The sequence below is a fragment of the Kitasatospora sp. NPDC059408 genome, from assembly GCF_042751525.1.
GTDB lineage: Bacteria > Actinomycetota > Actinomycetes > Streptomycetales > Streptomycetaceae > Kitasatospora.
In genome coordinates this window covers 189,263-215,362 of sequence record NZ_JBHYWI010000002.1, presented here as the reverse complement: position 1 = coordinate 215,362, position 26,100 = coordinate 189,263, and the positions used below count along the sequence as shown (strand labels likewise).

At 73.6% G+C, this 26,100-nt stretch carries 22 protein-coding genes and 1 pseudogene; 19 read left to right on the top strand and 4 right to left on the bottom strand.

The genetic code is table 11. The features are described 5' to 3' along the window. The first annotated feature begins 90 nt into the window (after positions 1–90). Entirely contained in the window at positions 91–1,377 is a 1,287-nt protein-coding gene (locus ACFXDE_RS03490; protein ID WP_380490456.1) for a cytochrome P450, read from the top strand. Between the two features lie 137 nt (positions 1,378–1,514). On the opposite strand, the gene ACFXDE_RS03485 is transcribed toward ACFXDE_RS03490, so the two are convergent. Continuing rightward, positions 1,515–2,237: a helix-turn-helix transcriptional regulator gene (locus ACFXDE_RS03485; protein ID WP_359972303.1), complete on the bottom strand. Its 723-nt coding sequence runs from the start codon at positions 2,235–2,237 to the stop codon at positions 1,515–1,517. 644 nt (positions 2,238–2,881) lie between these two features. On the opposite strand from ACFXDE_RS03485, the gene ACFXDE_RS03480 reads away from it, so the two are divergent. From ACFXDE_RS03480 to ACFXDE_RS03470, 3 genes are read left to right on the top strand one after another with little or no spacing between them, the layout of a single operon-like run. Continuing rightward, positions 2,882–3,412, top strand: coding sequence for a DUF5987 family protein (locus tag ACFXDE_RS03480; protein ID WP_380447936.1), 531 nt, complete (start codon positions 2,882–2,884; stop codon positions 3,410–3,412). Beyond that, positions 3,409–5,067: an FAD-dependent oxidoreductase gene (locus tag ACFXDE_RS03475; RefSeq protein ID WP_380490435.1), complete on the top strand. Its 1,659-nt coding sequence runs from the start codon at positions 3,409–3,411 to the stop codon at positions 5,065–5,067. The genes ACFXDE_RS03480 and ACFXDE_RS03475 overlap by 4 nt, the downstream gene beginning before the upstream one ends. Positions 5,068–5,084: 17 nt before the next feature. Then, positions 5,085–6,041, top strand: a complete 957-nt coding sequence (locus ACFXDE_RS03470) for a carboxymuconolactone decarboxylase family protein (protein ID WP_380490433.1) — start codon at positions 5,085–5,087, stop codon at positions 6,039–6,041. A 106-nt stretch (positions 6,042–6,147) separates the two neighbouring features. On the opposite strand, the gene cyaB is transcribed toward ACFXDE_RS03470, so the two are convergent. Then, positions 6,148–6,702, bottom strand: coding sequence for a class IV adenylate cyclase (gene cyaB / locus ACFXDE_RS03465; RefSeq protein ID WP_380490431.1), 555 nt, complete (start codon positions 6,700–6,702; stop codon positions 6,148–6,150). A gap of 380 nt (positions 6,703–7,082) precedes the next feature. Between cyaB and ACFXDE_RS03460 the strand changes: the two genes are divergently transcribed. The 11 genes from ACFXDE_RS03460 (at position 7,083) to ACFXDE_RS03410 (ending at position 19,637) form a co-directional block, all read left to right on the top strand. Beyond that, positions 7,083–12,884, top strand: a complete 5,802-nt coding sequence (locus tag ACFXDE_RS03460; protein ID WP_380490429.1) for an SDR family NAD(P)-dependent oxidoreductase — start codon at positions 7,083–7,085, stop codon at positions 12,882–12,884. Further along, a complete protein-coding gene (locus tag ACFXDE_RS03455) occupies positions 12,884–13,372 on the top strand; it encodes an acyl-CoA thioesterase (protein ID WP_380447767.1) in 489 nt (162 codons plus the stop codon). The genes ACFXDE_RS03460 and ACFXDE_RS03455 overlap by 1 nt, the downstream gene beginning before the upstream one ends. Then, a complete protein-coding gene (locus ACFXDE_RS03450) occupies positions 13,369–13,854 on the top strand; it encodes a flavin reductase family protein (RefSeq protein ID WP_380447769.1) in 486 nt (161 codons plus the stop codon). The genes ACFXDE_RS03455 and ACFXDE_RS03450 overlap by 4 nt, the downstream gene beginning before the upstream one ends. Positions 13,855–13,864: 10 nt before the next feature. After that, positions 13,865–14,917, top strand: coding sequence for an NAD-dependent epimerase/dehydratase family protein (locus ACFXDE_RS03445; protein ID WP_380490426.1), 1,053 nt, complete (start codon positions 13,865–13,867; stop codon positions 14,915–14,917). A gap of 192 nt (positions 14,918–15,109) precedes the next feature. After that, entirely contained in the window at positions 15,110–15,490 is a 381-nt protein-coding gene (locus ACFXDE_RS03440) for an alpha/beta hydrolase (RefSeq protein WP_380490424.1), read from the top strand. Between the two features lie 154 nt (positions 15,491–15,644). Then, positions 15,645–16,049: a MarR family winged helix-turn-helix transcriptional regulator gene (locus tag ACFXDE_RS03435; RefSeq protein ID WP_380447785.1), complete on the top strand. Its 405-nt coding sequence runs from the start codon at positions 15,645–15,647 to the stop codon at positions 16,047–16,049. Continuing rightward, positions 16,046–16,906, top strand: coding sequence for an ABC transporter ATP-binding protein (locus ACFXDE_RS03430; RefSeq protein ID WP_380490422.1), 861 nt, complete (start codon positions 16,046–16,048; stop codon positions 16,904–16,906). The genes ACFXDE_RS03435 and ACFXDE_RS03430 overlap by 4 nt, the downstream gene beginning before the upstream one ends. Beyond that, positions 16,866–17,738 (top strand): ABC transporter permease, encoded by an 873-nt coding sequence (locus ACFXDE_RS03425; RefSeq protein WP_380447777.1) that lies wholly within the window; start codon positions 16,866–16,868, stop codon positions 17,736–17,738. Before ACFXDE_RS03430 ends, ACFXDE_RS03425 begins: the two co-directional genes overlap by 41 nt. Then, a complete protein-coding gene (locus ACFXDE_RS03420) occupies positions 17,735–17,959 on the top strand; it encodes a DUF664 domain-containing protein (RefSeq protein WP_380490419.1) in 225 nt (74 codons plus the stop codon). The genes ACFXDE_RS03425 and ACFXDE_RS03420 overlap by 4 nt, the downstream gene beginning before the upstream one ends. Positions 17,960–18,062: 103 nt before the next feature. Continuing rightward, positions 18,063–18,767, top strand: coding sequence for a WD40 repeat domain-containing protein (locus ACFXDE_RS03415; protein WP_380490417.1), 705 nt, complete (start codon positions 18,063–18,065; stop codon positions 18,765–18,767). A 105-nt stretch (positions 18,768–18,872) separates the two neighbouring features. Beyond that, complete coding sequence (locus ACFXDE_RS03410) at positions 18,873–19,637, top strand: maleylpyruvate isomerase family mycothiol-dependent enzyme (RefSeq protein ID WP_380490415.1); 765 nt, start codon at positions 18,873–18,875, stop codon at positions 19,635–19,637. A gap of 49 nt (positions 19,638–19,686) precedes the next feature. On the opposite strand, the pseudogene ACFXDE_RS03405 reads toward ACFXDE_RS03410, so the two are convergent. Both ACFXDE_RS03405 and ACFXDE_RS03400 read right to left on the bottom strand, forming a co-directional pair. Beyond that, positions 19,687–19,824, bottom strand: a pseudogene (locus ACFXDE_RS03405) (IS5/IS1182 family transposase); the annotation flags it as partial. Positions 19,825–19,904: 80 nt separating this feature from the next. Further along, a complete protein-coding gene (locus tag ACFXDE_RS03400; protein WP_380490413.1) occupies positions 19,905–22,358 on the bottom strand; it encodes a hypothetical protein in 2,454 nt (817 codons plus the stop codon). Between the two features lie 195 nt (positions 22,359–22,553). Here ACFXDE_RS03400 and ACFXDE_RS03395 point away from each other — a divergent pair, with 195 nt between their 5' ends. The 4 genes from ACFXDE_RS03395 (at position 22,554) to ACFXDE_RS03380 (ending at position 26,100) form a co-directional block, all read left to right on the top strand. Further along, a complete protein-coding gene (locus tag ACFXDE_RS03395) occupies positions 22,554–23,480 on the top strand; it encodes a hypothetical protein (protein WP_380490411.1) in 927 nt (308 codons plus the stop codon). 225 nt (positions 23,481–23,705) lie between these two features. Continuing rightward, positions 23,706–24,893 (top strand): CaiB/BaiF CoA transferase family protein, encoded by a 1,188-nt coding sequence (locus tag ACFXDE_RS03390; RefSeq protein WP_380490409.1) that lies wholly within the window; start codon positions 23,706–23,708, stop codon positions 24,891–24,893. A 492-nt stretch (positions 24,894–25,385) separates the two neighbouring features. Continuing rightward, entirely contained in the window at positions 25,386–25,556 is a 171-nt protein-coding gene (locus tag ACFXDE_RS03385; RefSeq protein WP_380490407.1) for a hypothetical protein, read from the top strand. After that, positions 25,549–26,100 (top strand): DUF4303 domain-containing protein, encoded by a 552-nt coding sequence (locus ACFXDE_RS03380; RefSeq protein ID WP_380490405.1) that lies wholly within the window; start codon positions 25,549–25,551, stop codon positions 26,098–26,100. Before ACFXDE_RS03385 ends, ACFXDE_RS03380 begins: the two co-directional genes overlap by 8 nt.

Here is a 26,100-nt window from a genome sequence, read left to right as displayed (position 1 = left end):
GCCGCTTCCTCCCGGCGGGTGCCGCCCGGCCCTCCGCGCCGGGCGGCGCCCACCCTGCTGCGCCGCCTCGCCGGCGACCGCCTCGCCCTGATGCGGGCGGCCGCCACCGAGTACGGGGACGCGGTCCGGATCTCCATCGGTCCGAAGACCCTCTACTTCTTCAACCACCCCGACCACGCCAAGCACGTCCTGGCCGACAACGCCGCCAACTACCACAAGGGCATCGGGCTGATCCAGGCCCGCCGGGCCCTCGGCGACGGACTGCTCACCAGCGAGGGCGAGCTGTGGCGCGAACAGCGCCGCGCGATCCAGCCGGTCTTCCAGCACAAGCGGATCAGCCGGCAGGCCGACGCGGTCGCCGAGGAGGCCGCCAAACTCGTCGCCCGCCTGCGGGCGTTCGAGGGCGGCCGGCCGGTCGACCTCGTCCAGGAGCTCACCGGGCTCACCCTCGGCGTGCTCGGCCGCACCCTGCTCGACACCGACCTCGGCGCCTTCGAGTCGATCGGCCACGAGTTCGAGGCCGTGCAGGACCAGGCCATGTTCGACATGGTGACGCTCGGGGCCGTGCCCGGCTGGATCCCGCTGCCCACGCAGCGGCGCTTCCGCCGGGCGCGCGCCGAACTCCAGCGCGTCGTCGACACGCTGGTCACCGAGCGGAACGCCCGCGACGGCGGCGCCGAGGGAGACGACGCGCTGTCGCTGATCATCGACTCGGCCCACGGCGAGCCCGACCCCGCGGTCGGGCGCCGGCGGCTGCGCGACGAGATCGTCACCCTGCTCCTCGCCGGGCACGAGACCACCGCGAGCACCCTCGGCTGGACCTTCTACCTGGTGGACCGCCACCCCGAGGTGTTCGACCGGCTCCACGCCGAGGCCGTCGAGGTCCTCGGCGACCGCCCGCCGGAGTACGAGGACCTGCACCGGCTGCGGTACACCTCCCGCGTGGTGGAGGAGGTCATGCGCCTCTACCCGCCGGTCTGGATCCTGCCCCGGCAGGCCCAGGCCGACGACGAGATCGGCGGGTACCACGTGCCCGCCGGATCGGACGTCCTGATCTGCCCGTACACCCTGCACCGCCACCCGGCGTTCTGGGACGCCCCCGAGCAGTTCGACCCGGACCGCTTCGACCCCGACCGGCCCCGCCCGGAGGGCGCGGGCCCGGAGCGCCCGCGCTACGCCTACCTGCCGTTCGGCGCGGGCCCGCGGTTCTGCGTCGGCAGCCACCTCGGGCTGCTGGAGGCGACGTTCACCATCGCCGTCCTCGTGCGCGAGCTGCGGCTCGCGAAGGTGCCGGGGCACCGCGTGGTGCCCGAGCCGATGCTGTCGCTGCGCGTGCGCGGCGGCCTGCCGATGACGGTGCACCGTGCCCGGGGCTGAACGGCCCGCCGGGTAGCCGCGGGAAGACGGACGAGGGGCCCATCGTGCTCGGTGGGCCCCTCTGTCGTGCGCGGCTGTCCCGTCGGCTGCCGGCCCCACCCGCCGTCCGCTGCCCGGCGACGGCGCGTGAAGGCCCGTCAGCCGGTGCCCGCTCGCGCCAGGCCGGCGCGCACGGCGGCCGTCCGGACGTCCATCAGGGCTAGCAGCACCGGCGGGTCGACGGTGTGCTTGGGCCGCATCACCAGGTCGGCCGGGATCACCGGGACGTCCGCGCGCACCTCGATCGGCCCGACCGAGCCGACGAACACCTCCTGCTCGCCGAGCAGGACCTCGTCGAAGGCCGCGGGCACCGAGTGCGCCAGCAGGTACCACGTCCCGGGGGGAACACCGTCGATCAGGTACCGCCCGGGGCCGGGGAGGACGACGCAGCCGGCCGGACGGCCCTGGGGGATGCGGGTGGGGAAGAGGCCGAGGAACACCTGCCCGAGTAACCCGGCGACGGCGCTGCGCACTTCACCCCGTACGGAGGACGTCTCGTCGGCCGCGTGGCCCTCGACGCCGATCCCCGGGGTGTAGCCGCCGAGTTGGCGGAACATGGTGGGGGAGATGCCGACACTGGCCGCGAAGCGGGAGCTGAACGTCCCGACGCTGTTGTACCCGACGTGGTGGCTGATCTCGGTGACGGTGAACGTCGTTTCCAGCAGGAGACGTTTGGCCTCCTGTATCCGGATCGCGGAGAGGAACCGCCGGGGCGACACCCCCGTGACGCGCTGGAATTCTCGCGAGAAGTGGAATTTGCTGTACATCGCGGCGCGCGCCATGTCGTCTATGGTGAGTATCTCACCAATGTTTTCCTGCATCGTCTCGATGGCGCGAGTCACGGCCTGTTCGATAGCCGGCTTCATTGCTACCCCAGATTCTAGGAGCCGCTTTCGGTTCGACAGTTGTGATGCGCTGGCGCCGACCTGACCAGCAATAACCGCGGTCGTCTGGTCCCCCCCTCGGCAGCGTCAGTGCCCATGTTCAACCCACCCCCCTCCGCCCGGGAACGTTCAGCGGTTCTTCACCGCGGGTTGGCGGGCGGTCTCGGTCACCCAGGGACCGCCATGATCGGAAGTTGCGCGTCCGTGATGAATGAAGACCGTAGCAGTGCATGTCAGGCGCAACAAGAGCCCGTCATATTCATGGCATGCCCTCAGCCAGTGGCGGAATACCTACTCCGGCGTATTGCCGTCCGAGGCAGCAACACGGAAGAAGCGGACATGGCAAGTACGCGGCAAGTCCGCGCAACTGACGGAGCGTCGGGGCAGCAACGCCGAAGATGCGCGGGCGCGTGGTTCGCATGCACGATACTGCCGTCGCGCCTGCGAAACGGGGGGTGGCGGTGCCCGCGCTCCGGTTTCCGAACGGGGCGCACCGGTGTCGGCCCCCCGGCTTTCCCACCCACGAACCCGAGGAGACGCCAGTGCGCTCCGACATATCGGATGAGTACCGGGCTCGAACGATGACCCTGGAGGCATTCGCGGACACCATCGTCCCCGGCGAGAAGAGGTCACCCGACGACCGGGCGGTGGCCGGGGTCTCGGCCGGCGGCGGCGCCGTGGCGGCCGGGGCGATCGAGCTCCTGGAGACGCCCGCCACCGGGATCTCCACCGCCCTGGACGACTACGCCGAGGCGCTCAACCGCCACGCCCGCGCCTTCGCGGCCGGGCGGGGGCTCGCGCTCGACGACGACGTCCCGCCGTTCGTCGCGCTCGCCTTCGACGACCGCACGGCGCTGGCCCGGGAGCTGACGTCGCCCCGGCACCCCGAGAAGGAGCTGTGGGTGCTGCTGACCCTCTTCAGCAACATGGCCTTCGACACCGCGGCCCACCTGCACACCACCGACGCCATGGCGGCCGGCCACCCGGGCCTCCTCGCGATGGGCTTCTTCGACCCGGGCGAGGACGCCCTGTGGCGGTTCCCCGACTTCTCCTACGGCCGCCCGCTGGCCGAGATCCACCCGGACACGACGGCGACAGGGAGCCCCGCATGACCTCCACGGAGAAGACCGACGTCCTCGTAGTCGGCAGCGGTTTCGGCGGCGCGATCGCGGCGTACCACCTGGCCGCGGGCGGTGCGAAGGTCACCGTCCTGGAGCGCGGCCCGTGGCTGACGGCCGGCGACTTCGAGCACGACTTCCTGCTCGGCTCCTCCTACACCCGGATCTTCGACTTCGTCGTCGGCGACGGGATGAGCCTGCTCGGCGGCAACTGCGTCGGCGGCGGCAGCGTCGTCTACTTCGCCGCGATGCCGCGCGCCCCGCGCTTCGTCTTCGACCGCGTCAACGCCACCGGCGCGCGGCTGTGGCCGAAGGCCGTCAGCCGCGAGGCCCTCGACCCGTGGTACGACCGCGTCGCCGAGGCGCTGCCGATCACCCAGCAGGACTGGAACGACGTCACCTACGCGGGCGGCCTGTTCGCCGCCGCCTGCGCGCACGCCGGCCGCACCGCCAACCCGGTGCCCGCCGCCATCGACCGCGCGAAGTGCACCAACTGCAACTGGATGATGGCCGGCTGCCGCTTCGACGCCAAGCGCTCCCTGCTGCTCAACTACCTGCCCGCCGCGCTCGCCCACGGCGCCGAGATCAGGCCGCTGCACGAGGTCCAGAAGCTCACCCGCACCGAGGACGGCGGTTACCGCGTCCACTACAACGTCATCGACGACGTCGACTACCGCGTCCACCACGAGAGCGGCGTCATCGACGCGAAGATCGTCGTCCTCGCGGCGGGCGCCGGCGCCACCCCCGTCATCCTCCAGCGCTCCGAGGCGGACCTCGGCCGGATGCCGCACGCCGTCGGCCGCTACTTCTCCGGCAACGGCGAGCGCCTCAACACCGCCGTCGTCGACGAGGACAAGGCCCGCGACCTGCTCGGCCTGGGCCGCGGCGAGGGCCTCGCCGCCTACGGCGCCAACCAGATCGGCAAGGGCCCGGTCGTCGCCAGCTGGGACGCCCTCGACGGGTCCCGGCCGGTGGGCTCGCGCTACTCGCTCGAACAGCTCTACTTCCCGCCGGGCTTCGGCACCATCCTCGCCCAGGTGCCGGACGCCACCGGCCCCAGCTGGTTCGGCCGGGAGAAGAAGGAGCTCGTCCGGCAGTGGCAGTCCTGGCTGACCATCTTCACCATGGTCGAGGACGACAACGAGGGCGTTTTCGGCCCGCCGCCGCCCACCGGCAACGCCGTCCGCATCTCCCAGCAGATGCTCGGACGCGGACCGATCGGCTACGTGCCCACCGAGAGCACCCTGCGCGGCTGGGCCGAGTCCGACGCCGCCGTGAAGGACATCCTCGAACGCGACGGCCTGGCCCGCGTGATGCCCTGGACCAACGACGTGGTCGGCGCCTACACCGTGCACCCGCTCGCCTCCTGCCGCATCGGCGACGACCCGGAGACCTCCGCCCTCGACGACGGGCACGAACTCCGAGGCCACCCCGGCATCTTCGTCACCGACGGCTCCGCCGTCCCGGCCGCCCTGACGGTGAACCCGGCGCTCACGATCTCGGCCCTCGCCGAGCGCGCGGTCCCGGGCATCGTGCGCGCCGCCCGGGAACGCGGCGTGGACGTCGAGTACGGCGCGCCCGGCCCCGGCGGCGAGACCGCCGGACGGCGCGGGGTGAAGCCCCAGCTGCCCGGCCTGCTGGGCCAGTAGCCATGGCAGGACCACTGTTGCGCACCGCGCTGAGGGGCTCCCTCGGCCAGGTCCGCCACGTCGCCCCCGTCCGCCCCGCGCGGGCGGGGGCCCCGGTGGCGCGCGTCTACGCCGAGGTGGAGCGGGAGTTCGGGATGCTCGCACCGCCCGTCGCCCTGCACGCGCCGGCCCCCGCGGTGCTGGCGGCGGCGTGGATGATGCTGCGCGAGACGCTCGTCGCGGCGGGCCGGGCGGACCGGGCGCAGAAGGAGGCGGTGGCCGCGGCCGTCTCCCGGGCCAACGCGTGCCCGTACTGCGTCGAGGTGCACACGACGGCGATCGAGGCCCTCGGCGGGTCCGTGGGGGAGGGCCCGCTGGAGCCCTTCCCGCCCGCGCTGGGACCGGAGTTGGTGGGGGTGGCCGCCACCTTCCACTACCTCAACCGGATGGTGAGCCTGTTCCTCGGCGACAGCCCGATGCCGCCCAAGGCCCCGCCGGCGGCCCGCCGGGCGGCGCGGGCACTGCTCGGCCGGCTGGCCCGGCAGAGCGCGAACGCGGCCCCCTCGCCGGGGGGTTCGCTCGACCTGCTCCCCGCGGCCCGGCTGCCCGAGGACCTGCTGTGGGCGGCCGGCACCCCGAGCATCGCGGGCGCCTTCGCGCGGGCGGCGGCGGCCGTCGACGAGGGCGGGGAACGGGCGGTTCCGGCCCCCGTCCGCGCACTCGTCACCGCCGAACTGGCCGCGTGGGACGGCACCCCGCCCGGCCTGAGCCGGGCCTGGCTCGAACCGGCGCTCTCGTCCCTGCCCCCGGAGCACCGGGCGGCCGGGCGGCTCGCCCTCCTGACGGCGAAGGCCGCCTACCAGGTGGACGACGCGGTCGTGGCCGCCACCCGTCAAACCGCCCCGAGCGACGCCCGGTTGATCGAACTGACCGCCTGGACGTCCCTCACCGCCGCCCGCCGGCTGGCGGCCGGGACGGTCCCCCTGTCCCTCTGATCCGCCACCGACGGAAGCCCCCGCCCGCCCGGCGCTCCCCCGCCCGGGTGGACGGGGGCTTCGCCGTGTCCGGGGCTGTCATGCTCGATCGACCGTCTGCCGCTGCTCAGCGCAGGCCGAGGGTCATGTGCGGGTACCCGAGGTGGATGCGGTCGCCGAGGCGCACGCCGAGGTCCGCGATGAACTCCTCGATCCGCGCGGTGGCTTCGGCGACGCCGCCCGCCTCGCCCTTGAACTCGAACTCGACGAAGTCGCCGAGCCCGGCCACGGTGTCGAAGGCGACGGCGATCCCGTCGGCGGTCCACTCCTCGCGGACCTTGTCGACCACGGTGAGCCGGGTGAAGCCGAGCGCGGCCAGGATCCGGCGGACGGCCTCGGCGTCCTCGACAGCGCTCTCGTACTCGTCGCAGTGGGTCTTCACCGGCGCCTCGACCGGGTGGAACAGCTTGAAGTTGACCGAGGCCCCGTCGTCCCCCTCGCGGATCCGCAGCCACTCGGAGACCACCTCGCCGGCGAGGAAGTCCCGGTGGGGGGAGTTGTAGTAGGTGTCGACCTGCCGGGACGGCTCGCCGGGCTTGCCACCGCGCCCGGCGAGGGTGGCCCGCAGGTCGTCCGGCGGGCCGAGGAGCCGGTACTTCTGCTCGACCTCGATGTACTTCACGCGCGTCCCCTGTCCGTGGGCGTGGGTGCCGGGTGGTGTGCCGGCAGTGTGCCGGACAGAGATCATCACGGCCGGGCCGCGGGCAGGTCAGCGGGAGCGCGCAGTTCACCCGAACGGACTACTCCGGGGGTCGTCGCGAAGTTGGCCGAAAAGCCCTGTCGGCCGCCGAATCCGATGACGCCGTTATGGAAACAATGGATGACGCCGTTATGCAAAGCAGCGATGACGCTGTTATGCAATAAACCCCTCCCGGGGTCGGCGCAAAGCACGCTCGAAGTAGACACCCGGGCCCCGGCCGGGCAGCCTTGATTCGGATACGGCGTGCCGTTCCCGGTGCGGGGTGGCGGGTCGTCAATTCGGATCCAAGGGGCGGTGAATACGTGAGCAGCCAGCGGGTCGCCATCGTGGGAATCGGGCTCAGGTACCCGGACGCGAATTCCCCGAACGAACTCTGGGAGAACGTCCTGGGCGGGCGCCGGGCATTTCGGCGACTGCCGGACGAGCGGATGAACCACGCCGACTACTGGTCGGCCGACCGGACCGCGCCGGACCGTTTCTACGCGAGCAAGGCCGCGGTGCTCCGCGATTTCACGTTCGACCGGGTGGCCTACAGCGTCGCCGGGAGCACCTACCGCTCGACGGACCTGACGCACTGGCTGGCCCTCGACACGGCCGCCCGGGCACTGGCCGACGCGGGATTCCCGGGAGGGGAGGGACTTCCCGCCGAGTCCACCGGGGTCGTCGTCGGAAACAGCCTCACCGGGGAATTCTCGCGGGCCAACATCATGCGCCTGCGCTGGCCCTACGTGCGCCGGACGGTCGCCGCGGCGCTCACCGGAAAAGGCTGGTCCGAGGAGGCCGCCGCCGAGTTCCTGGCGGAATTGGAACCGGCCTACAAGGCGCCTTTCCCGGCGATCGACGAGGATTCCCTCGCGGGCGGCCTGGCGAACACCATCGCGGGCCGGATCTGCAACCACTTCGACCTGCGCGGCGGCGGGTACACCGTGGACGGCGCCTGCTCCTCGTCGCTGCTGTCCGTCATCACCGCCGCCCGGTCGCTCGCCGACGGCGATCTCGACGTGGCGCTCGCGGGGGGCGTCGACCTGTCCATCGACCCGTTCGAGGTGATCGGCTTCGCCAAGACGGGCGCGCTGGCCACCGGCGAGATGAAGGTCTACGACCGCGACTCCAACGGCTTCTGGCCCGGCGAGGGCTCCGGCATGCTCGTGCTGATGCGCGAGGACGACGCGCTAGCGGCCGGCCGCCGCGTCTACGCGACGATCGCCGGCTGGGGCGTCTCCTCGGACGGCAAGGGCGGCATCACCCGCCCCGAGGCGGGCGGCCACCGGCTCGCCGTCGCCCGCGCCTACGAGCAGGCGGGGTACGGCGTCGAGACCGTCTCCTACTTCGAGGGGCACGGCACCGGCACGGCCCTCGGTGACGCCACCGAGATCGAGGCGCTGTCCTCCGCCCGCCGCGCCGCCGCCCCGGGCGCCCGCCCGGCCGCGCTCGGCACCGTCAAGGGCAACTTCGGGCACACCAAGGCCGCCGCCGGCGTCGCGGGCCTGATCAAGGCCGCGCTCGCGGTGCACCACCAGGTGATCCCGCCGGGCACCGGCCACCACGACCCGCACCCGGGCCTGCTCGGCGACGGCGCCGCGCTGTACGTGCCGGGCGCCGCCGAGCTGTGGCCCGAGGACCAGCCGGTCCGGGCGGGCGTCTCGGCGATGGGCTTCGGCGGCATCAACACCCACATCGCGGTGGCCGCCGTCCCCGGCGCCCGCCGCCGCACCGCCGTCGACGCCGACACCGGGCGCCTGGTGGCCGGCCGTCAGGACGCCGAGCTGCTGCTCCTGGACGCCCGCGACCGCGCCGGCCTGCGCGAGGAGGCGCAGCGCCTGCTCGGCATCGTCCCCAAACTGGCCCAGGCCGAACTCGCGGACCTGGCCGCCGGATCGGCCGCGCGCCTGACCGGGGCGCGGGCGCGGGCGGCGCTCGTCGTGACCTCGCCGGACGACGCCGTCCGCGCGCTGGAGCGGCTGGTGGCGCTGCTCGACGCGGGGCTCTCGGACGCGGGTGCCGAGGACGCGGGCGCCGGCGTGAGGTTCCTGCCCGGCGAAGGCGTCTTCCTCGGCGCCTCCACCGGCACCCCGCCGCGGATCGCCTACCTCTTCCCCGGCCAGGGCTCCGGCCGTGGCGCCGTCGGCGCGCTGCGCCGCCGATTCGCCGCCGCCGACGAGGTCCACCGCCTGGCCGGGCTGCCGCAGGGCGCCGACCACGTCGACACCCGCGTCGCCCAGCCCCGCATCGTCGCCGGCTCGCTCGCCGCGCTGCGCGTCCTCGACGGGCTCGGCGTCCGCGCCGCCACCGCCGTCGGCCACAGCCTCGGCGAGCTCACCGCGCTGCACTGGGCCGGCGCGCTCACCGAGGAGCAGGTGCTGCGCCTGGCCACCGTGCGCGGCCAGGTGATGGCCGAGGCGAGCCGGGGCGGCGGCGCGATGGCCGGACTCGCCGCGACGCCGGAGGACGTGGCGCGCCTCTCCGCGGGCCTCGACGTCGTCGTCGCCGGCTACAACGGCCCCCGGCAGACGGTCGTCTCCGGCCCGGCCGCCGCCGTCGAGGAAGCCTGCCGGCGGGCCGCGGCCGAGGGCGTCACCGCGACCCGGCTCAACGTCTCGCACGCCTTCCACTCCCCGCTGGTGGCCCCCGCCGCCCGCGCGATGGCCGAGCGGCTGCGCGAGGTCGACTTCGCCCGGCCCGTCCGCCCGCACGCCTCGACCGTCACCGGCGCCCTGCTCGACCCGGACGCCGACCTGCGGACACTGCTGTGCGACCAGGTGTCCCTGCCGGTGCGCTTCCACGAGGCCGCCGCCGTCGCCGCGGCCGACGCCGACCTGGTCGTCGAGGTCGGCCCCGGCCGGGTGCTGTCCGGCCTGCTCGCCGAGATCGCACCGGACCGACCGGTCCTCGCCGTCGACACCGACAGCCCGTCCCTCGGCCCGCTGCTCCGCGTCGTCGCCGCCGCCCACGTGCTCGGCGCGCCCGTCCGGACCGAGGCCCTGTTCGCCGGGCGGCTCATCCGCGCGCTGCCCGAGGACGGCGCCATGACGTTCCTCGCCAGCCCCTGCGAGTCCGCCCCGGCCATCGACGCCGCCCTGCTCGCGCCGACGGAGACGGCCGTCGAGGCCGCGCCGGTCGAGGCCACCGGGGAGTCGACGCTGGACCTCCTGCGCCGCCTCGCCGCCGACCGCGTCGAGCTGCCGCTGGACTCCGTCACCTCCTCGACCCACCCGATGGACGACCTGCACCTCAGCTCGATCACCGTCGGTCAGATCGTCAACGACGTCACCCGCGCGCTCGGCCTGCCCGCCCTGGAGGCCACCACCGGCTACGCGACCGTCCGCCTCGGCGAACTCGCCGACCTCATCGACGGATTGGCGCGCACCGCCGAGGACGGCGCCGCGCCGACGGCCGAGGTCGCGGGCGTCGCGCCGTGGGTCCGCCCGTTCGCCGTCGAGCACGTCGAAGCGCCGCCGCCCGCGACCGCCGCCACGGGGGCGCCCGGCCGCTGGACGGCCTTCGGCACGCCGGGACACCCGCTCGCCGAGCCGCTGCGCGCCGCCCTCGCCGGGGCCGGCATCGGCGACGGCGTGCTGCTGTGCCTGCCCGCCGAGACGGGCCCCGACGACGCCGACCTGTTCCTCGCCGCGGGCCGCGCCGCCGCCACCGCCCCGGCCGGCACCCGCCTGGTCGTCGTCCAGCACCGCCTCGGCGCGACCGGCCTCGCCAAGACGCTCCACCTGGAGCACCCGTCCGTCCCCACCACCGTCGTCGAACTCGCCGACCCCCTCGCGCCGGAGGCCGTTCCCCTGGTCGTCGCGGAGGCCGCCGCCACCACCGGCTTCAGCGAGGTCCGCTACCGGCCCGACGGCACCCGGACGGTGCCCGTGCTGCGCCCGCTGACGGCCCCGGCCGGGCCCCTGACGTCCCCGCTCGACGGCGACGACGTCCTGCTCGTCACCGGCGGCGGCAAGGGCATCACCGCCGAGTGCGCCCTGGCCATGGCCCGGGACTCCGGCGCCGCCCTCGCCCTCGTCGGCCGCGCCGACCCCGCCACCGACCCCGAACTCGCCGCCAACCTCGCCCGGATGACCGCCGCCGGCCTGCGCCTGCACTACGAGCGCGCCGACGTCACCGACGCCGCGCAGGTCGCCGCCGCGGTCGAACGCCTGGAGCGCGCCCTCGGCCCGGTCACCGCCGTCCTGCACGGCGCCGGCCGCAACGAGCCCGCCGCCCTCACCGCCCTGACCGCCGACGACTTCCGCCGCACCCTCGCCCCGAAGACCGGCGGCCTGGCGGCCGTCCTGGCCGCCGTCACGCCCGAGCGCCTCAAGCTCCTGATCACCTTCGGCTCCATCATCGGCCGCGCCGGCCTGCGCGGAGAGGCGCACTACGCCACCGCCAACGACTGGATGACCGAACTCACCCTGCGCTTCGGCGAACGGCACCCGCGCGCCCGCGCCCTCGCGATCGAGTGGTCCGTGTGGTCCGGCGCCGGCATGGGCGAACGCCTCGGCGTCGTCGAGTCGCTGATGCGCGAGGGCATCACCCCGATCTCCACCGACGAGGGCATCCGCGTCCTGCGCGAACTGCTCGCCGACCCGGCCGCCGGGCCCGCCGTCGTCGTCAGCGGCCGCGCCGCCGGGCTGCCCACCCTCGCCCTCGACCGGCCCGAACTGCCGCTCGGCCGCTTCGTCGAGCGCGTCCTCGCGCACTACCCGGGCGTCGAGCTCGTCACCGAGGCCGACCTCACCGAGGGCAGCGACCCGTACCTCCTCGACCACCAGCTCGACGGCGACCTCCTCTTCCCCGCCGTCCTCGGCATGGAGGCGATGGCCCAGGTCGCGGGCGCCGTCAGCGGGCACGCCGGACCGCCGGTGCTGGAGGACGTCGAGTTCCTGCGGCCCATCGCCGTGCGTCCCGGCGGCTCCACCACGCTGCGCGTCGCCGCCCTCGTCCAGGACGCCGGCACCGTCGACGTCGTCCTGCGCACCGCCGACACCGGCTTCGCCGCCGACCACTTCCGCGCCCGCCTGCGCTACCCCCGGCCCGCCGTCCCGGGCGGCCCGCGCTCCGCCGCCTTCGACCTGCCCACCGTCCCCGTCGACCCGGTCACCGAGCTCTACGGCAGCGTCCTGTTCCAGGGCAAACGCTTCCAGCGCCTCCTGGACTACCGCCGCGCGAGCGCCCGGCACGCCGTCGCCGAGGTCTCCACCACCACGCCCGCCCCCTGGTTCGCGGCCTACCTCCCTCAGGACCACGTCCTCGCCGACCCCGGCACCCGCGACACGATGATGCACGCCCTCCAGTGCTGCGTCCCCGACGCCACCCTGCTGCCGCGCGGCATCGAACGCCTGTGGCTCGCCGAACCCGCCGACCAGGACACCGAGTTCGTCGTCCTGGAAGCCCGCGAACGCAGCCAGGACGGCGACACCTACGTCTACGACCTCGACGTCCGCACCCCGGACGGCCGGGTGGTCGAACGCTGGGAGGGCCTGACCCTGGTCGCCGTCCGCAAACGCGACGGCGCCGGACCCTGGGTGCCCGCCGTGCTCGGCTCCTACCTCGAACGCAGGCTGGAGACCGTGCTCGGGGGCAGCCGCGCCGTCGTCGTCGAGGCCGCCGGGGACGAGCCGGACCGGCGCACCCGCACCGCCACCGCCGTCTCCCGGGCGCTCGGCGCACCCGCCGAGCTACGCCACCGGCCGGACGGCAAACCGGAGTTGGACGGCCATGCGGTGTCCGCCTCGCACAGCGGAGGGCTGACCCTGGCGGTGGTCGGCGACGACGGCGCGCGGCTCGCGTGCGACGTCGAGACGGTCCGGCCGCGCACCGAGGCGGACTGGGCCGGACTGCTCGGCGAGGCCCAACTCGCCTTGCGCGACCTGCTGGTGGCCGAGGCCGGCTGCCCGCCGGACCTCGCCGCCACCCGGGTGTGGTGCGCCCTGGAGTGCCTGCGCAAGTCCGCCGCCACCGGCCAGGCCCTCACGCTCGACCGGATCGAGGGTTCCGGCTGGGTGGTGCTGTCGGTCGGCGACGCGACGATCGCCACCTGGGCGACCACCGTCACCGACCGCGACGAACCCGTCGTCCTCGCCGTCCTCACCGGGAAGGGGGAGTGATGTCCGCCGCCTACTACGAGATCCGGCACACCGTCGGCTTCGAGGAGACCAACCTCGTCGGCAACGTCTACTACGTCAACTACCTGCGCTGGCAAGGCCGTTGCCGGGAGATGTTCCTCAAGGAGAAGGCCCCCGGGGTGCTCGCCGAACTCCAGGACGACCTCAAGTTGTTCACGCTCAAGGTCGACTGCGAGTTCTTCGCCGAGATCACCGCCTTCGACGAACTCTCCGTCCGCATGCGGCTGGAGGAGGTCACCCAGACCCAGCTCCAGTTCGGCTTCGAGTACGTGCGCCTGGCCGGCGTCGAGGAACTTCTCGTCGCCCGCGGCCGGCAGCGGATCGCCTGCATGCGCGGCCCCAACACGAACACCGTCCCCGCCCTGGTGCCGCCGGAGCTGCGCCTGGCCCTCGCCCCGTACGCCGACCCGCTGCGGCCGGCCGGGCCGGTGGGCCCGGTCGGCTCGGCCGGCGCGGGACGGCCGCGGTGATCGGGGCCGGCGCGGACCTGCGCGCCACCATGGCCGGCTTCGCGACCGGCGTCACCGTCCTCACCACGGGCGGCGGCAGCGTGCACGGGATGACCGCGAACTCCTTCACCTCGGTCTCGCTGGAGCCGCCGATGGTCCTGTGCTGCGTGTCCCGCACGGCGGTCATGCACGAGGCCATCACCGCCGTCCGCTCCTTCGCGGTCTCCGTGCTGAGCGCCGAACAGGAGGCCCTGGCCCGGTACTTCGCCGACCGGGCCCGCCCGCTCGGGGCCGCCCAGTTCCGCGAGGTCGACTGGCGTCCCGGCCCGTTCACGGGCGCGCCGCTGCTGGCCGGCTCGCTCGCCTGGCTGGAGTGCAAGCTCGCCGAGGTCTACGAGGGCGGCGACCACTCCATCTTCCTCGGCGAGGTGCTCGCGACCGACCGGGCCCCCGACGAACGGGCGCTGCTGTTCTACGGCGGCGGCTTCCACCGGACGAGCTGAGGAGACCGGGATGTTGGTGTGCGTGACCGGCGGCACCGGGTTCGTCGGCGTCCACTCCGTCGCGGAGCTCGTCCGCCGCGGCCACCGGGTGCGGATCCTCGCCCGCGACCCGGGCACCGCCGAGCGCGGCCTGGCGGCGCTCGCCGTCGACCCGTCCGCCGTCGGCGTGGTGGCGGGCGACGTCACCGTCGAGCGCGACGTCCGCCGGGCGGTCGCGGGCGCCGACGCCGTCCTGCACGCCGCATCCGTCTACTCCTTCGACAGCCGCCACCACGGGGCCATGCGCGCCACCAACGCGCGCGGCACCGAGCTCGTCCTCGGTGCCGCGCGCAGGGCCGGCGCCGCCCGCATCGTCCACGTCTCCAGCGTCGTCGCCCTCCTGCCCGCCGGGCCCGGCCCGCTGCACGCGGACACACCCGTCGGCCGGCCGCGCGAGGCCTACATGGCCAGCAAGGCCGCCGCCGAGCGCATCGCCCGCCGCCACCAGGCCGACGGCGCCCCCGTCCTCATCACCTACCCGCCCGCGCTCCTCGGCCCGCACGACCCCGGGCCGGGCGACCAGAACACCCGGCTGCGCAACACCCTGCGCGGCCTGATGCCCCTGTGGCCGCTCGGCGGTTTCCCGATCGGCGACGTCCGCGACACCGCCCGCCTGCACGCCGACCTGCTCACCACCCACCCGATCGCCGAAACCCCCGTCGCCAACCGCCACTTCGCCCCCGGCCGCCACGTCCCGACCCGCACCTACCTGCGCACCCTGCGCGAGGTCACCGGCCGCTCCCTGCCCGCCCTCCACCTCCCGGCCGCCCCGATGCTCCCCGTCGGCGCCCTCGCGACGGCCGCCCAACGCCTCTGGCCCTGGCACATCCCGGCCGAGTACGGCGCCATCTACACCTGCGCCCACGCCCGCCCGGTGGCCCCGTCCGCGAGCACCGGAGGCCTGACCCCACGCCCGACGGCCGAAACGATGACGGACACCATCCGCTGGCTCCACGACCGCGGCCTCCTGACGGCACACCAGGCGGGCCGGGCGCTGGACGCCCACCGGGCCGAGCCCGGTTAGGCCCCGGAGCGAACTGGAGTGGTGGGAGCCGTCCGGGCACGCCGCCGTGGCCGGGGTATGAGCCCGAAGGAGGAGGTGCCCGGCGCCGAACTCCTCCTTCATGGCTAACTGGCTTACTGCTGGCGGTAGTTATGGTTCAATCATGAAGCCCGCCATGGCGTTGGGCGACCTCGCCGCCACGATCGGCATCCTGTGCGACGACGTCGCGATGCCGCGCGGCCCGACTGGTACCGGGACGCCGTCGCCCGCTCGCACGCCGCGCAGCCGGTCTTCGGCCCGGTGTACAACGGCCCGACCCCGTGCGCCTTCTGGAAGCACGCACCGCGCGAGGAGCCGGTGGCGGTCGGCAACGGCGTTCCCGCGCTGCTGGTCCAGAGCACCGGCGACACCCACACCCCGTACGACGGCGCCCTCGGCATGCACGCCAAGCTGCGCGCCTCCCGCCTGCTGACCGTCCCCGGCCGCGTACACACGGTCTACCTGAACGGCTACAGCCCGTGCGCCCGGGCCGCCGTCAACGCCCACCTCCTGACCGGCGCCCTGCCCGCCACGGACACCACCTGCGGGAGCTGAATGTGAGCCGCACTCTCGACAGATAGCTCTTATTGAGAGCTAATATGGAGACATGAGTGCGGAAGCCCTGGAACCACTGGAGGCCGGGCCCCTCGACCTCCTCGACACCGCGCTGGCCGACGAGTTCTCCACCCTCCTCGTCGGCATCCAGCGCATGGTCCGCCGCCGCCTGCGCGACGGCCTCACCGAACCGCGCCTGCGCGGCGCCCAGGTCGAACTGCTGCGCCTGGTCACCCACGCCCCCGGAACGCGGGTGTCCGACGCCGCCAAGGAGCTCGGCCTGGCCGGCAACTCGGTCTCGACGCTGGTCAACCAGCTCGTCGGCCTGGGCCTCCTGCGCCGCGAGGTCGACCCGGCCGACCGCCGCGCCGCGCTGCTGTACGTGACCGACGAGGCCGTCGAACGCCTCGCCGCCTGGCGCGCCCGCCGCACCGAGCTCATGGAGCACCTGGTGGCGGGCCTGCCCGCCGCGGACCGGGCGGCGCTGGCCGCCGCGCTGCCGGCCCTGCGCGGCGTCGCGGAGGGCCTGCGCACCCTGCCGGGGGAGGACGGGCGATGACCACCCCGGAGGACGAGGCGGTCGTGTGCCGCGGCCTGGAGTACACGTTCCACCACGGTCGGGGAAAGGCCCACGCCACCAAGGCCGTCGACGGCATCGACCTCACCGTGCGCACCGGCGAGGTGTTCGGCCTGCTCGGCCCCAACGGCGCGGGCAAGACCACGACGATCCGCGCGATCACCACCCTGCTCCCGGTGAGCGCGGGCATGGTGCGGGTCTTCGGCAACGACGCGGCCAAGCGGCGCATGGAGGTGCGCCGCACGCTCGGCTACGTGCCGCAGCAGCTGTCCGCCGAGTCGGGGCTGACCGGGCGGGAGAACGTCGCCCTGTTCGCCCGCGTCTTCGACGTGCCGCGCTCCGAGCGCGCCGCGCGGGTCGCCCAGGCGCTGGCCGCCGTCGACCTCACCGACGCCGCCGACCGCATGGCCGGCACCTACTCCGGCGGCATGGTGCGCCGCCTGGAACTCGCCCAGGCCCTGGTCAGCGCCCCGCGCCTGCTCGTCCTGGACGAGCCGACGATCGGCCTGGACCCGATCGCCCGCACCGGCGTGTGGGACCGGGTCGACACCGTCCGCCGCGCCACCGGAATGACCGTCCTGGTCACCACCCACTACATGGACGAGGCGGAGCGCCACTGCGACCGCATCGCCCTCATGGACCGCGGCCGCATCCGCGCCCTCGGCACCCCGGAGGAGCTCAAGGCCCAGGTCCGCGAGCAGGACCCGGCACAGCCCGCCCCCACCCTCGACGACGTGTTCCGCCACTTCGCGGGCCGCGACCTCACCGGCTCCGAGAACGCGGAAGGAGACTTCAGCGATGTCCGTCGTACCCGCCGCACAGCCGGCCGCGTCGGCTGAACCCGCAGGACCGTCCCCCGCCGGCCCCGACCTCGGCCTGCTGCTCGTGCCCCCGCGCGCCCGCACCGGCTGGCGCCTGGTGCCGGCCCGGGTGGTCGCGATGTGCGCGGTCGAGCTGCAGAAGCTGCGCCACGACCGCACCGAGCTCTACACCCGGGCGGTCCAGCCCGCGCTCTGGCTGCTGATCTTCGGCGAGACCTTCACCCGCCTGAAGGCCATCCCGACCGGCGGGATCCCGTACCTGGACTACCTCGCGCCGGGCATCATCGCCCAGTCCGCGATGTTCATCGCGATCTTCTACGGCATCATGATCATCTGGGAGCGGGACTCCGGCGTCCTCACCAAGCTCCTGGTCACCCCGACCCCGCGGGCCGCGCTGGTCACCGGCAAGGCCTTCGCCGCCGGGGTGAAGGCGGTGCTCCAGGCCGTCGTGGTCGTCCTGATCGCCGCCGCGCTCGGCGTCGCCATGACGTGGAACCCGCTGCGCCTGCTCGGGGTCGTGGTGGCGGTGCTGCTCGGTTCGGCGTTCTTCTCGTGCCTGTCGATGGCCATCGCGGGCATCGTGCTGACCCGCGACCGCCTGATGGGCATTGGGCAGGCCATCACGATGCCGCTCTTCTTCGGCTCCAACGCCCTTTACCCCGTCGACCTGATGCCCGGCTGGTTGCAAGCGGTCAGCAAGGCCAACCCCCTCAGCTACCAGGTCGACGCCCTGCGCGGCCTCCTGATCGGCACCCCGTCCCACCTGCCGCTCGACTTCGCGGTGCTGACGGTGGCAACGCTCCTCGGCATCGCCGCCGCCTCGTCCCTCCTGGGCCGCCTGGCGCGGTGAGCCCGGGCCCGTCCCCGATCGGGGACGGGCCGCTCCTCGTCGACCGCGTCCGACTTCCGGGCGGGGAAGCCGCCGTCGAATCCCTCGACGACACGGTCGACTTCCGGGGCGAGGCCATCTCGCTCCGCTACGTCCTCACCCACATGATCGAGGAGTACGCACGCCACAACGGCCACGCCGACCTGCTGCGCGAAGCGATCGACGGAGTGGTCGGCGAGTAGATCCGGGTCTGGCGGTCGTGCTTTCTGCGGTGCTCCGGGTACGGCTACTGTGCCGGTCATGTCCGATGATCTGCGGGACATCCGCCCGTGTGCTGAATCCGCCGTGGCCGCCCAGCGGTTGGCCGATCCGGGATTCCTGGTGAACGCGGACCCGGGGGCGGTGACGGCATTGCTGGATGCGGCGTCGGGTCCGGCGGCGCGATTGGCCGCGTCGGTGTACCGGGCCTCGGCAGAGCTGCATCGTGACGTGACCGCGGGAGTGCGCCGGCAGCTACTGGCGCTGGACGCGGCCCGTTACGGGGACCGGGAGCTGTCGGCGCGGATCACCGCAGTACCGGTGGAGGGCGAACCCGCCGCACCGTGGGGCGTCGAGTGGGCCACCGGCTCCCAGCTCGACCGGTCCCTGCGTCGTATTCCGACTCCCCACAGCACCGATGCGTTGCTGGCGGTGGCGACGGCCGTGGTCCACGGCCGCCCCGTTGCCGTCACCGGCAGTTCCGTGGCGGTCGCCGGCGGTTCCGAGCGGACCGTGCGGGTCTGGGACCTGAGCACGCGCGAGCAGATCGGCGAGCCGCTCACCGGCCACACCGACGAGGTGAACGCGGTGGCGACGGCCGTGGTTGACGGCCGCCCCGTAGCGGTCACCGGCGGCGACGACGGCACCGTGCGGGTCTGGGACCTGACCGCCGGCGACCAGGTCGGGCCGGAGCTGGTGTTCCCGCTGCCGGTCTGCGCGGTGGCCGTGGTGCCGGACGGGCGGTTGGTGGTGGGCTTCGGCTGGGAGGTCGCGGTGTTGGCCCGCCGTTGACCGGGCCCCGCACAAACGTCTCGCAGTATCGGGAAGCCCCAACGCCTGTCTGCGCGGCTTGTTAATCGAGTGCGAGAGTTCCGGTCCGGGTGATACAAGGTTTGCGTGACTGAGCAATTCTCCTTCCTCACCCTGCTGCAGATGGTCGACGAGCGTTCCGCCGCGTTCCGCGCCGCCGTGTCCGCGGCCCCCAGCCTCGACGCCGACGTCCCGTCCTGCCCGGGCTGGACGCTGTACGACCTGGCGAACCACCTCAGTGAGGGGGACCGCTTCTGGGCCCACATCGTGCTGAACACCGCGCCGGGCGACGAGCGGCCGAGCAAGGACGGGCTGGCGGCGCCCAGGGAGCGCGAGGCCCTCATAACCTGGCTGGCCGACTCGACGGAACAGCTGCTTGCCGCTCTGCGCGAGGCCGGCCCGGACCGGACCTGCTGGGCCTGGTGGGAGCCGCTGGCCTCGCCGCACACGGGGGCCGCCGTGGCCCGCCGCCGCGTCCACGAGTCGCTGATCCACACCTACGACGCCCAGCTGGCCTCCGGTACCCCGCAGGAGCTGCCGACGACCGAGGCGGTCGACGCCATCGAGGAGTTCCTCGCCACCGTCTGCACCGTCACGGTCCCGTGGCCGCACGAGCCCGCCACCATGGACTACCACGCAGCCGAGGCCGGCTCCTGGCGCCAGACGGTGGACGCCGCCGGGTCCCGCTTCACCCGCCTCACCGCGGCGGAGGCCGCCGAGAGCAAGCCCACCGCCGCCATCCACGGCACGGCGAGCGAGATGGCCCTGCTCATGTACATGCGCATCCCGAACGACTCGCTGCGGATGGAGGGCGACGCCGACCTGCTCCAGCAGCTGCAGAACGGGGGCTGAAACGGACTGGCAAATGGATCACTTGAGACGTCGGGTGGTGCGGCGGCAGACGGGACTTGGCGCTGTCGTAGCCGCGGTCGAGGTCGACGTTGACGGTCTCCGGCATCGCGCCGACCCGTGCCTGTGCCGCGTCCGGAGTGGGACCGAGCAGGGGTGAATCGTGCCGGTCGGGTCCGTCGGAGACGATCCGATCGACGACCGCGAGCGGTGAGAGCAGACGCCCCCACGCCCTGGACGGCCAGGGGGTGGGGGCGCGCGGCGTGCTGGTCAGCCGGTGGTGTTGCGGCGTCGGCGGAGCCAGACCAGGGCCGTCCCGGCCGCCGTGAGGGCGGCGGCGGTTCCGGCCACGCCGGTGATCCGGAGGCCGGTGGAGGCGAGGCTGCCGCCACCACCGCCACTTCCGGTTCCGGCGGGCGGCGGGGTGGTTCCGTCGTCGCCGCCGTCACCGGCTCCGCCAGTTCCACCGGTTCCGCCCGTGCTGCCGCTCGGGGTCGGTGCCGGGGGCCCGGTGGGCGTCGGTGTCGGGCTGGTGGTCGGTTCGCCCGTCGGGGTCTGCGTCGGTGCCGGAGTCCCCGTCGGCGTCCCGGTCCCGGTCGGGGTCGGGGTCGGGGTAGGCGTCGGGGTAGGCGTGGGCGTCGGGGTCGGAGTGGGCGTGGGCGTCGGGTCGCCGCTGGTGCCGGCCTGACCGCTGTTGTCGCCGCCCATGACGGTGATCCCGTCGTCCTTGTACGACAGCGCCTCGCTCTTCGCGTGCTGCGTGACATCGTCCAGGTTCGGCTTCGCGGCCTGGAAGGCGGCCTGGTCGATCTTCTGCTGCGGCTGCTGCTGGAAGTCGACCCCGCCGACGATGTAGGTGTAGACCGTTCCCCCGAGCGGGAGCTGGTACGTGAAGTCGCCCTCGGTGAACGACTTGCGCATCTCGCGCCACACGGTCATCTTGTCCCAGCCGGCGTTCGTACCGCGCAGCGGCCACTTCGACACGTCGTTGCTGTCGATGACCTTGGTGAACGCCCCGCCGAAGGCCGTCGGGTCCTTCGCGACCGTCTGGCGGACGTACTCGGCACCGATGCGGGCCTTGTAGACGCGGCGCAGGTCCGCGTACTTGGGGTCCTCGTTCACCTCCTTCTCCACGATCGGCAGGATCGTGGAGCGGTAGACGTCCATGTTGTGGTCGATCTGCTCCTTGGTCAGGTTGCAGCCCGTGCCGGGGCCCGAGCTGGTGTAGTCCTGGGCCACCGTCTTGACCTCGAGCGGGCTGTCGAGGATGTAGACGCCGTCGTCCTGGACGCGCACCTTGGCCTGCTTGGGCACGATCCAGTTGCGGGTGGAGTTCATGCACGGCAGTCCGTCGATCCGGGAGATGCCGTACCAGAACTTGTTCCCGGCGTCCGTCTTCGGGTCCTCGGCGCGGCCGAAGTCGCGCTTCATCGCGAGGTCGGCCTCCAGCAGCACCCGCCCGGCGTCCGTCCCGTCGAACGGCGACTGCATGATCGTGTTCGGGTCGTCGGGGTTGAGGTTGACCCAGAAGTGGTCCGGGGTGAGCGCGAGCCAGGTGAAGAAGGCGTCCGAGACGAGCTGCGCCTTCTCCTGTCCGCCGAAGCCGGGGCGCTCCTCCTCGTCGGTGTTGCTCGCGCTGAAGGCGTACTTGAGGTCCCCGGCCTTGGTCTGGCCGATGTAGGAGAGGTCGAGGGTGGAGAAGTCGATGCCGCCGGGTCGGCGGATGTCCTGCTCGGGCTCCTCGATCAGGCCGTTCGTCCGCTGGGCCTCCTGCTCCGCCTCCTCCGGTGTCGGGGCCGAGCCCTCCACCATGTCGGTGCCCGCGCCGACGGACGGCTTGGCCGGGTCCACGGTCATCGTGCCGGGGGCCTGGCGCATGTACGGGGTCTGCCTGAACTGCGGTTCCGGGGTGGCCGAGTGCCGGTAGTAGTCCACCCCGGCGCTCTTGTACTTGGCGATCGTCCTGGCGTTCGGCTGCTGGCCGTTGATGTAGACGACCTTCCAGCCGCGCTTGACCAGGGCCTCGTCCACCGGCAGCTGGGCCTTGTCGTAGCCGATGCCGGACTTGATCTCGTAGATCGTCCTGGTCCGCATGTTGACGGCGTCGAAGAGCCGGTTGCCCTTGGGGAACCGGTCGCCGAGCTCGTCCTTCAGCTCCTGGTAGAGCTTCTCGTCGAGGTCCTTGAGGCTGCCCTGGCAGATCCAGTCGACCCCGCCGAGGTTGAAGTAGCGCACGACCTCGCGTTCGTAGGCGTCGCCGCGCTTGTTGTTGCCCACGTTCCGGGTGTAGACGCTGTTCAGCCAGCTGTTGAAGCTGCCCTTGTACGGCTTGTTGCCGGCCTGCTTCTGCATCCAGGTCGCGACCGCGTTCTCGATGCTGCCCCATTCGTACTTCTTCGGGTCCGACCCCTGGGGCAGCGGGACCTGTGACGGATCGGTCAGGCCGTCGAAACCCTTGGGCGGCAGGTCGTACGGGTAGAGCCGCTGCTCGGCGTCCGGGGTCGCCCACTGGCCGGAGCCGGTGGGCCGGTAGCCGGGGAGCGTGGACTGGTCCGGCGGCGTCGGCGTGGTGCCGTACTTGTCCTGGCAGCGCGTGATGGACGGCGCCGCCTCGGCGTGCTCCTGCAGGCCGGGCAGGCCGGCGAACACGAGCGCGGTGATCCCGAGGACGACGGCCGTGGCCTGCGCCGCCAGCAGTCCCCTGGTGCGTAACGGTTGTCGCACGGTGTGGCGATCCCCCTGCGGGGGCCGAGGGTCGGACATGCGGCCGGTGGCGTGCGGCCCCCGTCGACACGTCCCCGGCGGCGCCACCCTAGCCGCGGCACGGCGGGGATTCGACGGCTTTACAGATCGCCCACAGAAGCCACAATTTTGGCTGAAGTCACGGGAGTTGTCGGCACAGGCCTTAGGCTGACGGGCATGAGCGATGATCACGGCGGGGCGGGGGAGCGGTTGCTGGAGGACTGGCTGGAGGACCTGCCGCTCCTGGTCGCACGCCTGGAGCGGGTGCACGTGCCGGACGGCTTCGTCCTCGACTACGGCACGGACTCGCTGGCCGCCCTGGAGCGGTTGCTGCTCGACGAACCCGGCGGACCGGACGAGGACTTCGCGCGCGCGGTGGCCGGGTACGCGGGAGAGGTGCTGATGGGCGTCTGCGGCGGGCGGTGGGACGTGGAGGCCGGGCCGGCCGTGCTTCCCGACCCGGCGCTGGGCCTGCCACCGCTGTCGGTCGGCCTGCTGGTCGACGTGGCGCTCGCGGAGCGCAGCGGCGAGGTGTTCGGCCGGGAGTACGAGCGGCTGCTGGCCGCCGTCGCCGCGGTCCGCGCCGTCGATTCCGGCTGGGCGCCCGAGAAGGAGGCTTCGCCGCTGGACCCGGTCGGTCCGCAGCCCGACGACCCGGAGCTGGCCGACTGGCTGCGCGAGCGCCGGGCCGGGTTCGGGGCATGGGCCGGGCGACTGCGGGGAGGCCGGGACGCGTACGACTTCTCCCTGGCCAGCCTCGATGCGCTGGAACGGGAGGTGCGGGCCCGGTGTGCCGGGCCGGGAGCGTTCGACGCGGAGCCGGACGGGCCGTTCCCGGGCGGCCCGTTCCTGGCCGGCGCGGTCTGGTACCTCGGCCAGGTCGTCTGCCTGCGGTGCGACTCCGTCTGGCTCCACTGGCCCGTCGACCCCGCCGCGGAACCCGGCAGCCACCACCACCCCGACAACCCGTGGTCCGGCATCCCCTTCACCCACCAGCCGCACCGTCGCAACGCCCAGGCGTTCAACCCGCTGGCCGAACTCCGCGGCCTGATCCGCTACGGCGACGGCTACCACCTGCGGAACGTCGTGCCCGGCGTTCACTGACGGGTGTCGGTTGGAGCCGGAGCGTTCAGCGGTTGCCTCGATCGACGGCTACCCGACGTATGCCCGGCCCACGGGCCTGCTGCACCTGCTACGTCCGGTGCCGGCCCGCGGCCGGAGGGAGGCCCGGCCGGGGGCCGATGACGGGGTGTCCGGCAGAGGACGAGACAGACTGAACCCGCCCGTCCGCGGGTAGGTCCCGATCCGTTCACGAGGGAGGGAGTCCAGGTGTCGCTGCCGCTGGCGGGTGTCACGGTGATCGCGTTGGAGCAGGCGGTGGCCGCGCCGCTGGCGAGCAGGCACCTGGCCGACCTCGGAGCGAGGGTGGTGAAGATCGAGCGGCCGGACGGCGGCGACTTCGCCCGCGGCTACGACCACAGCGTCAACGGGTTGGCCAGCCACTTCGTCTGGCTGAACCGCGGCAAGGAGTCGGTCGCCCTCGACGTGAAGGCGCCGGAGGGCCGAGCCGTGCTGGCCGACCTGGTGGCCGGCGCCGACGTCTTCCTGCAGAACCTCGCGCCCGGCGCCGCCGCCCGCCTGGGCTTCGGCTCCGCCGAACTGCGGGCCCGGCACCCCCGGTTGGTCACCGTCGACCTCTCCGGCTACGGCTCCGGCGGCCCCTACCAGGACAAGCGCGCCTACGACATGCTGATCCAGTGCGAGTCAGGCCTCGCTTCGGTGACGGGCCCGCCCGACCGGCCGTCGAAGACCGGGGTGCCGAGCTCGGACATCGCCGCCGGGATGTACGCGCTGACGGCGACGCTCGGCGCGCTGGTCGGCCGTGCCGCGACGGGGCAGGGTGCCGCGATCGAGGTGTCGATGTTCGAGGCGACGGCCGAGTGGCTGGGCCACCAACTCCACTACACCCAGGGCGCGGGCCGCTCGCCGGGCCGCGCGGGCCTCTCCCACCCGGCCATCGCGCCGTACGACGCCTACCCGACCGCCGACGGCCGCGAGGTCATGATCGGCATCCAGAACGACCGCGAGTGGGCCCGCTTCGCCACCGGCTTCCTGGACCGCCCGGACCTGGCCGACGATCCGGAGTGGGCCACCAACGTCGCCCGGGTGCGCCGCCGCCGACTGGTCGACGCCCTGGTGGGCGGCCGGACGGCGACCATGACGGCCGACGAGGCGATCAAGCTTCTGGACACGCTCGCCATCGCCTCCGCCCGGCTGAACGACGTCGCCGACCTCCTGCACCACCCCCAGCTCGCCGCCCGCGACCGCTGGCGTCCGGTGACCACCCCGGTCGGCGAAGTCCGCAGCCTGCTGCCGCCGTTCGGCTTCGCCGGCATCGAACTCCCCATGGGCCCCGTCCCCGCCCTCGGCGCCCACACCGACGCGGCCCTGCGCGGGCTCGGCTACTCCGACGAGCGGATCGCCGCGCTCCGCGCGAGCGGGGTAGCGGGGGTGTAGGGCCCGCCTCTCACCGTCCCGGACGGCGCGAGTCGTGACTCCGCTGCGCGCCTCGTTCCACTCATGGCCGACGGCCGGGCTTCAGCCCTGCACCAGCAGGTCTCGGCGCTCGGCAGCGCCACCTGACGAAGGAGTCATGCTTGTCGTCCGACGGGCACCGGCCCTCGGGCAGAGGGCCGTCCCGCCTGGTAAGGCTGTCGCCGCGACGTGCCCCCAGGCCAGGGCGGCCCTCGAACCCTCAGAAGGTGAGGGTCTGGCCGGGGACGGAGCGGCGCAGACGGTCGCCGCCGCCCTGAGTCGGCGTGCGTTCTTGCGCATGGGTCCGTCCCTTTCGATCGGTCGCCTGGGCACGTGTGCCTCGGCCATCCTGGCGCCCGGGTAGTCATCCTGTAGGCGTGTGGCGGGAATTGGCCGGAATGCGAGGGTCCGGGGGAGAGGGGGTGATGTCGACTGCCCGGCCTGCCGCTGCCGGTACGGCCTTATGGTCATCGTGTGACATCGAGACCACCACGCAGGATCCGGGTCGACGGACGGGACTACCACTGGGGGGTCCAGGTCCTCGACCCCGGCCGCGTCGCCGTCCGGGTCCGGCTCGACGGGCCGGGCCGGCGGCGGCAGTTCGTCGTCTCCGTCGAATTCGACGACCGGTGCCGTCGTGCCTGACGCCGGGGCCCGGCTGCGGGCGGAGGTGGAGCGGGCGGCACGGGCCGCCTTCGCGGGGCTGCTCGACGCCCGTCCCGCTGCGGACGCTGCGGACTACTGCGGGTACGCGTTGTACTCCGACGCCGGCGCGATGACCGTGTGTTGTGCGGCCAACACCGTCCCGCACCTCGCCCGGCTGTGGGCAGAGGACCCGACCGATGCGGACTACTACGAGTGGACTCCGGCGGAGTGGGCGATGGAGGGCGTCGCCGCCGAGCAGTTCGCGTCGATCTGCCGACGGCTGCGCGCCGAGAGGCCGGACGCCGGCGACGCGCGGTTCCGGACGTTCCGGGACACCGTGTACGAGGCGTGTGTGGCCGCGCTCGAATCGCTCGTCGCCGAAGGTGCCTTCGGCCCGGGCACCGACCACGTGGTGGTCTTCGCCGTCTCCGACCCCGATGACCTGGACCCGGCGCGCGAGGCCGAGTGGATCCGCCGCCTCAACCCGCCGGCCCGGGCCGACCGGTTCGCCCGCTGGCGCGGAACGGCCCCGGTGCGACCGTAA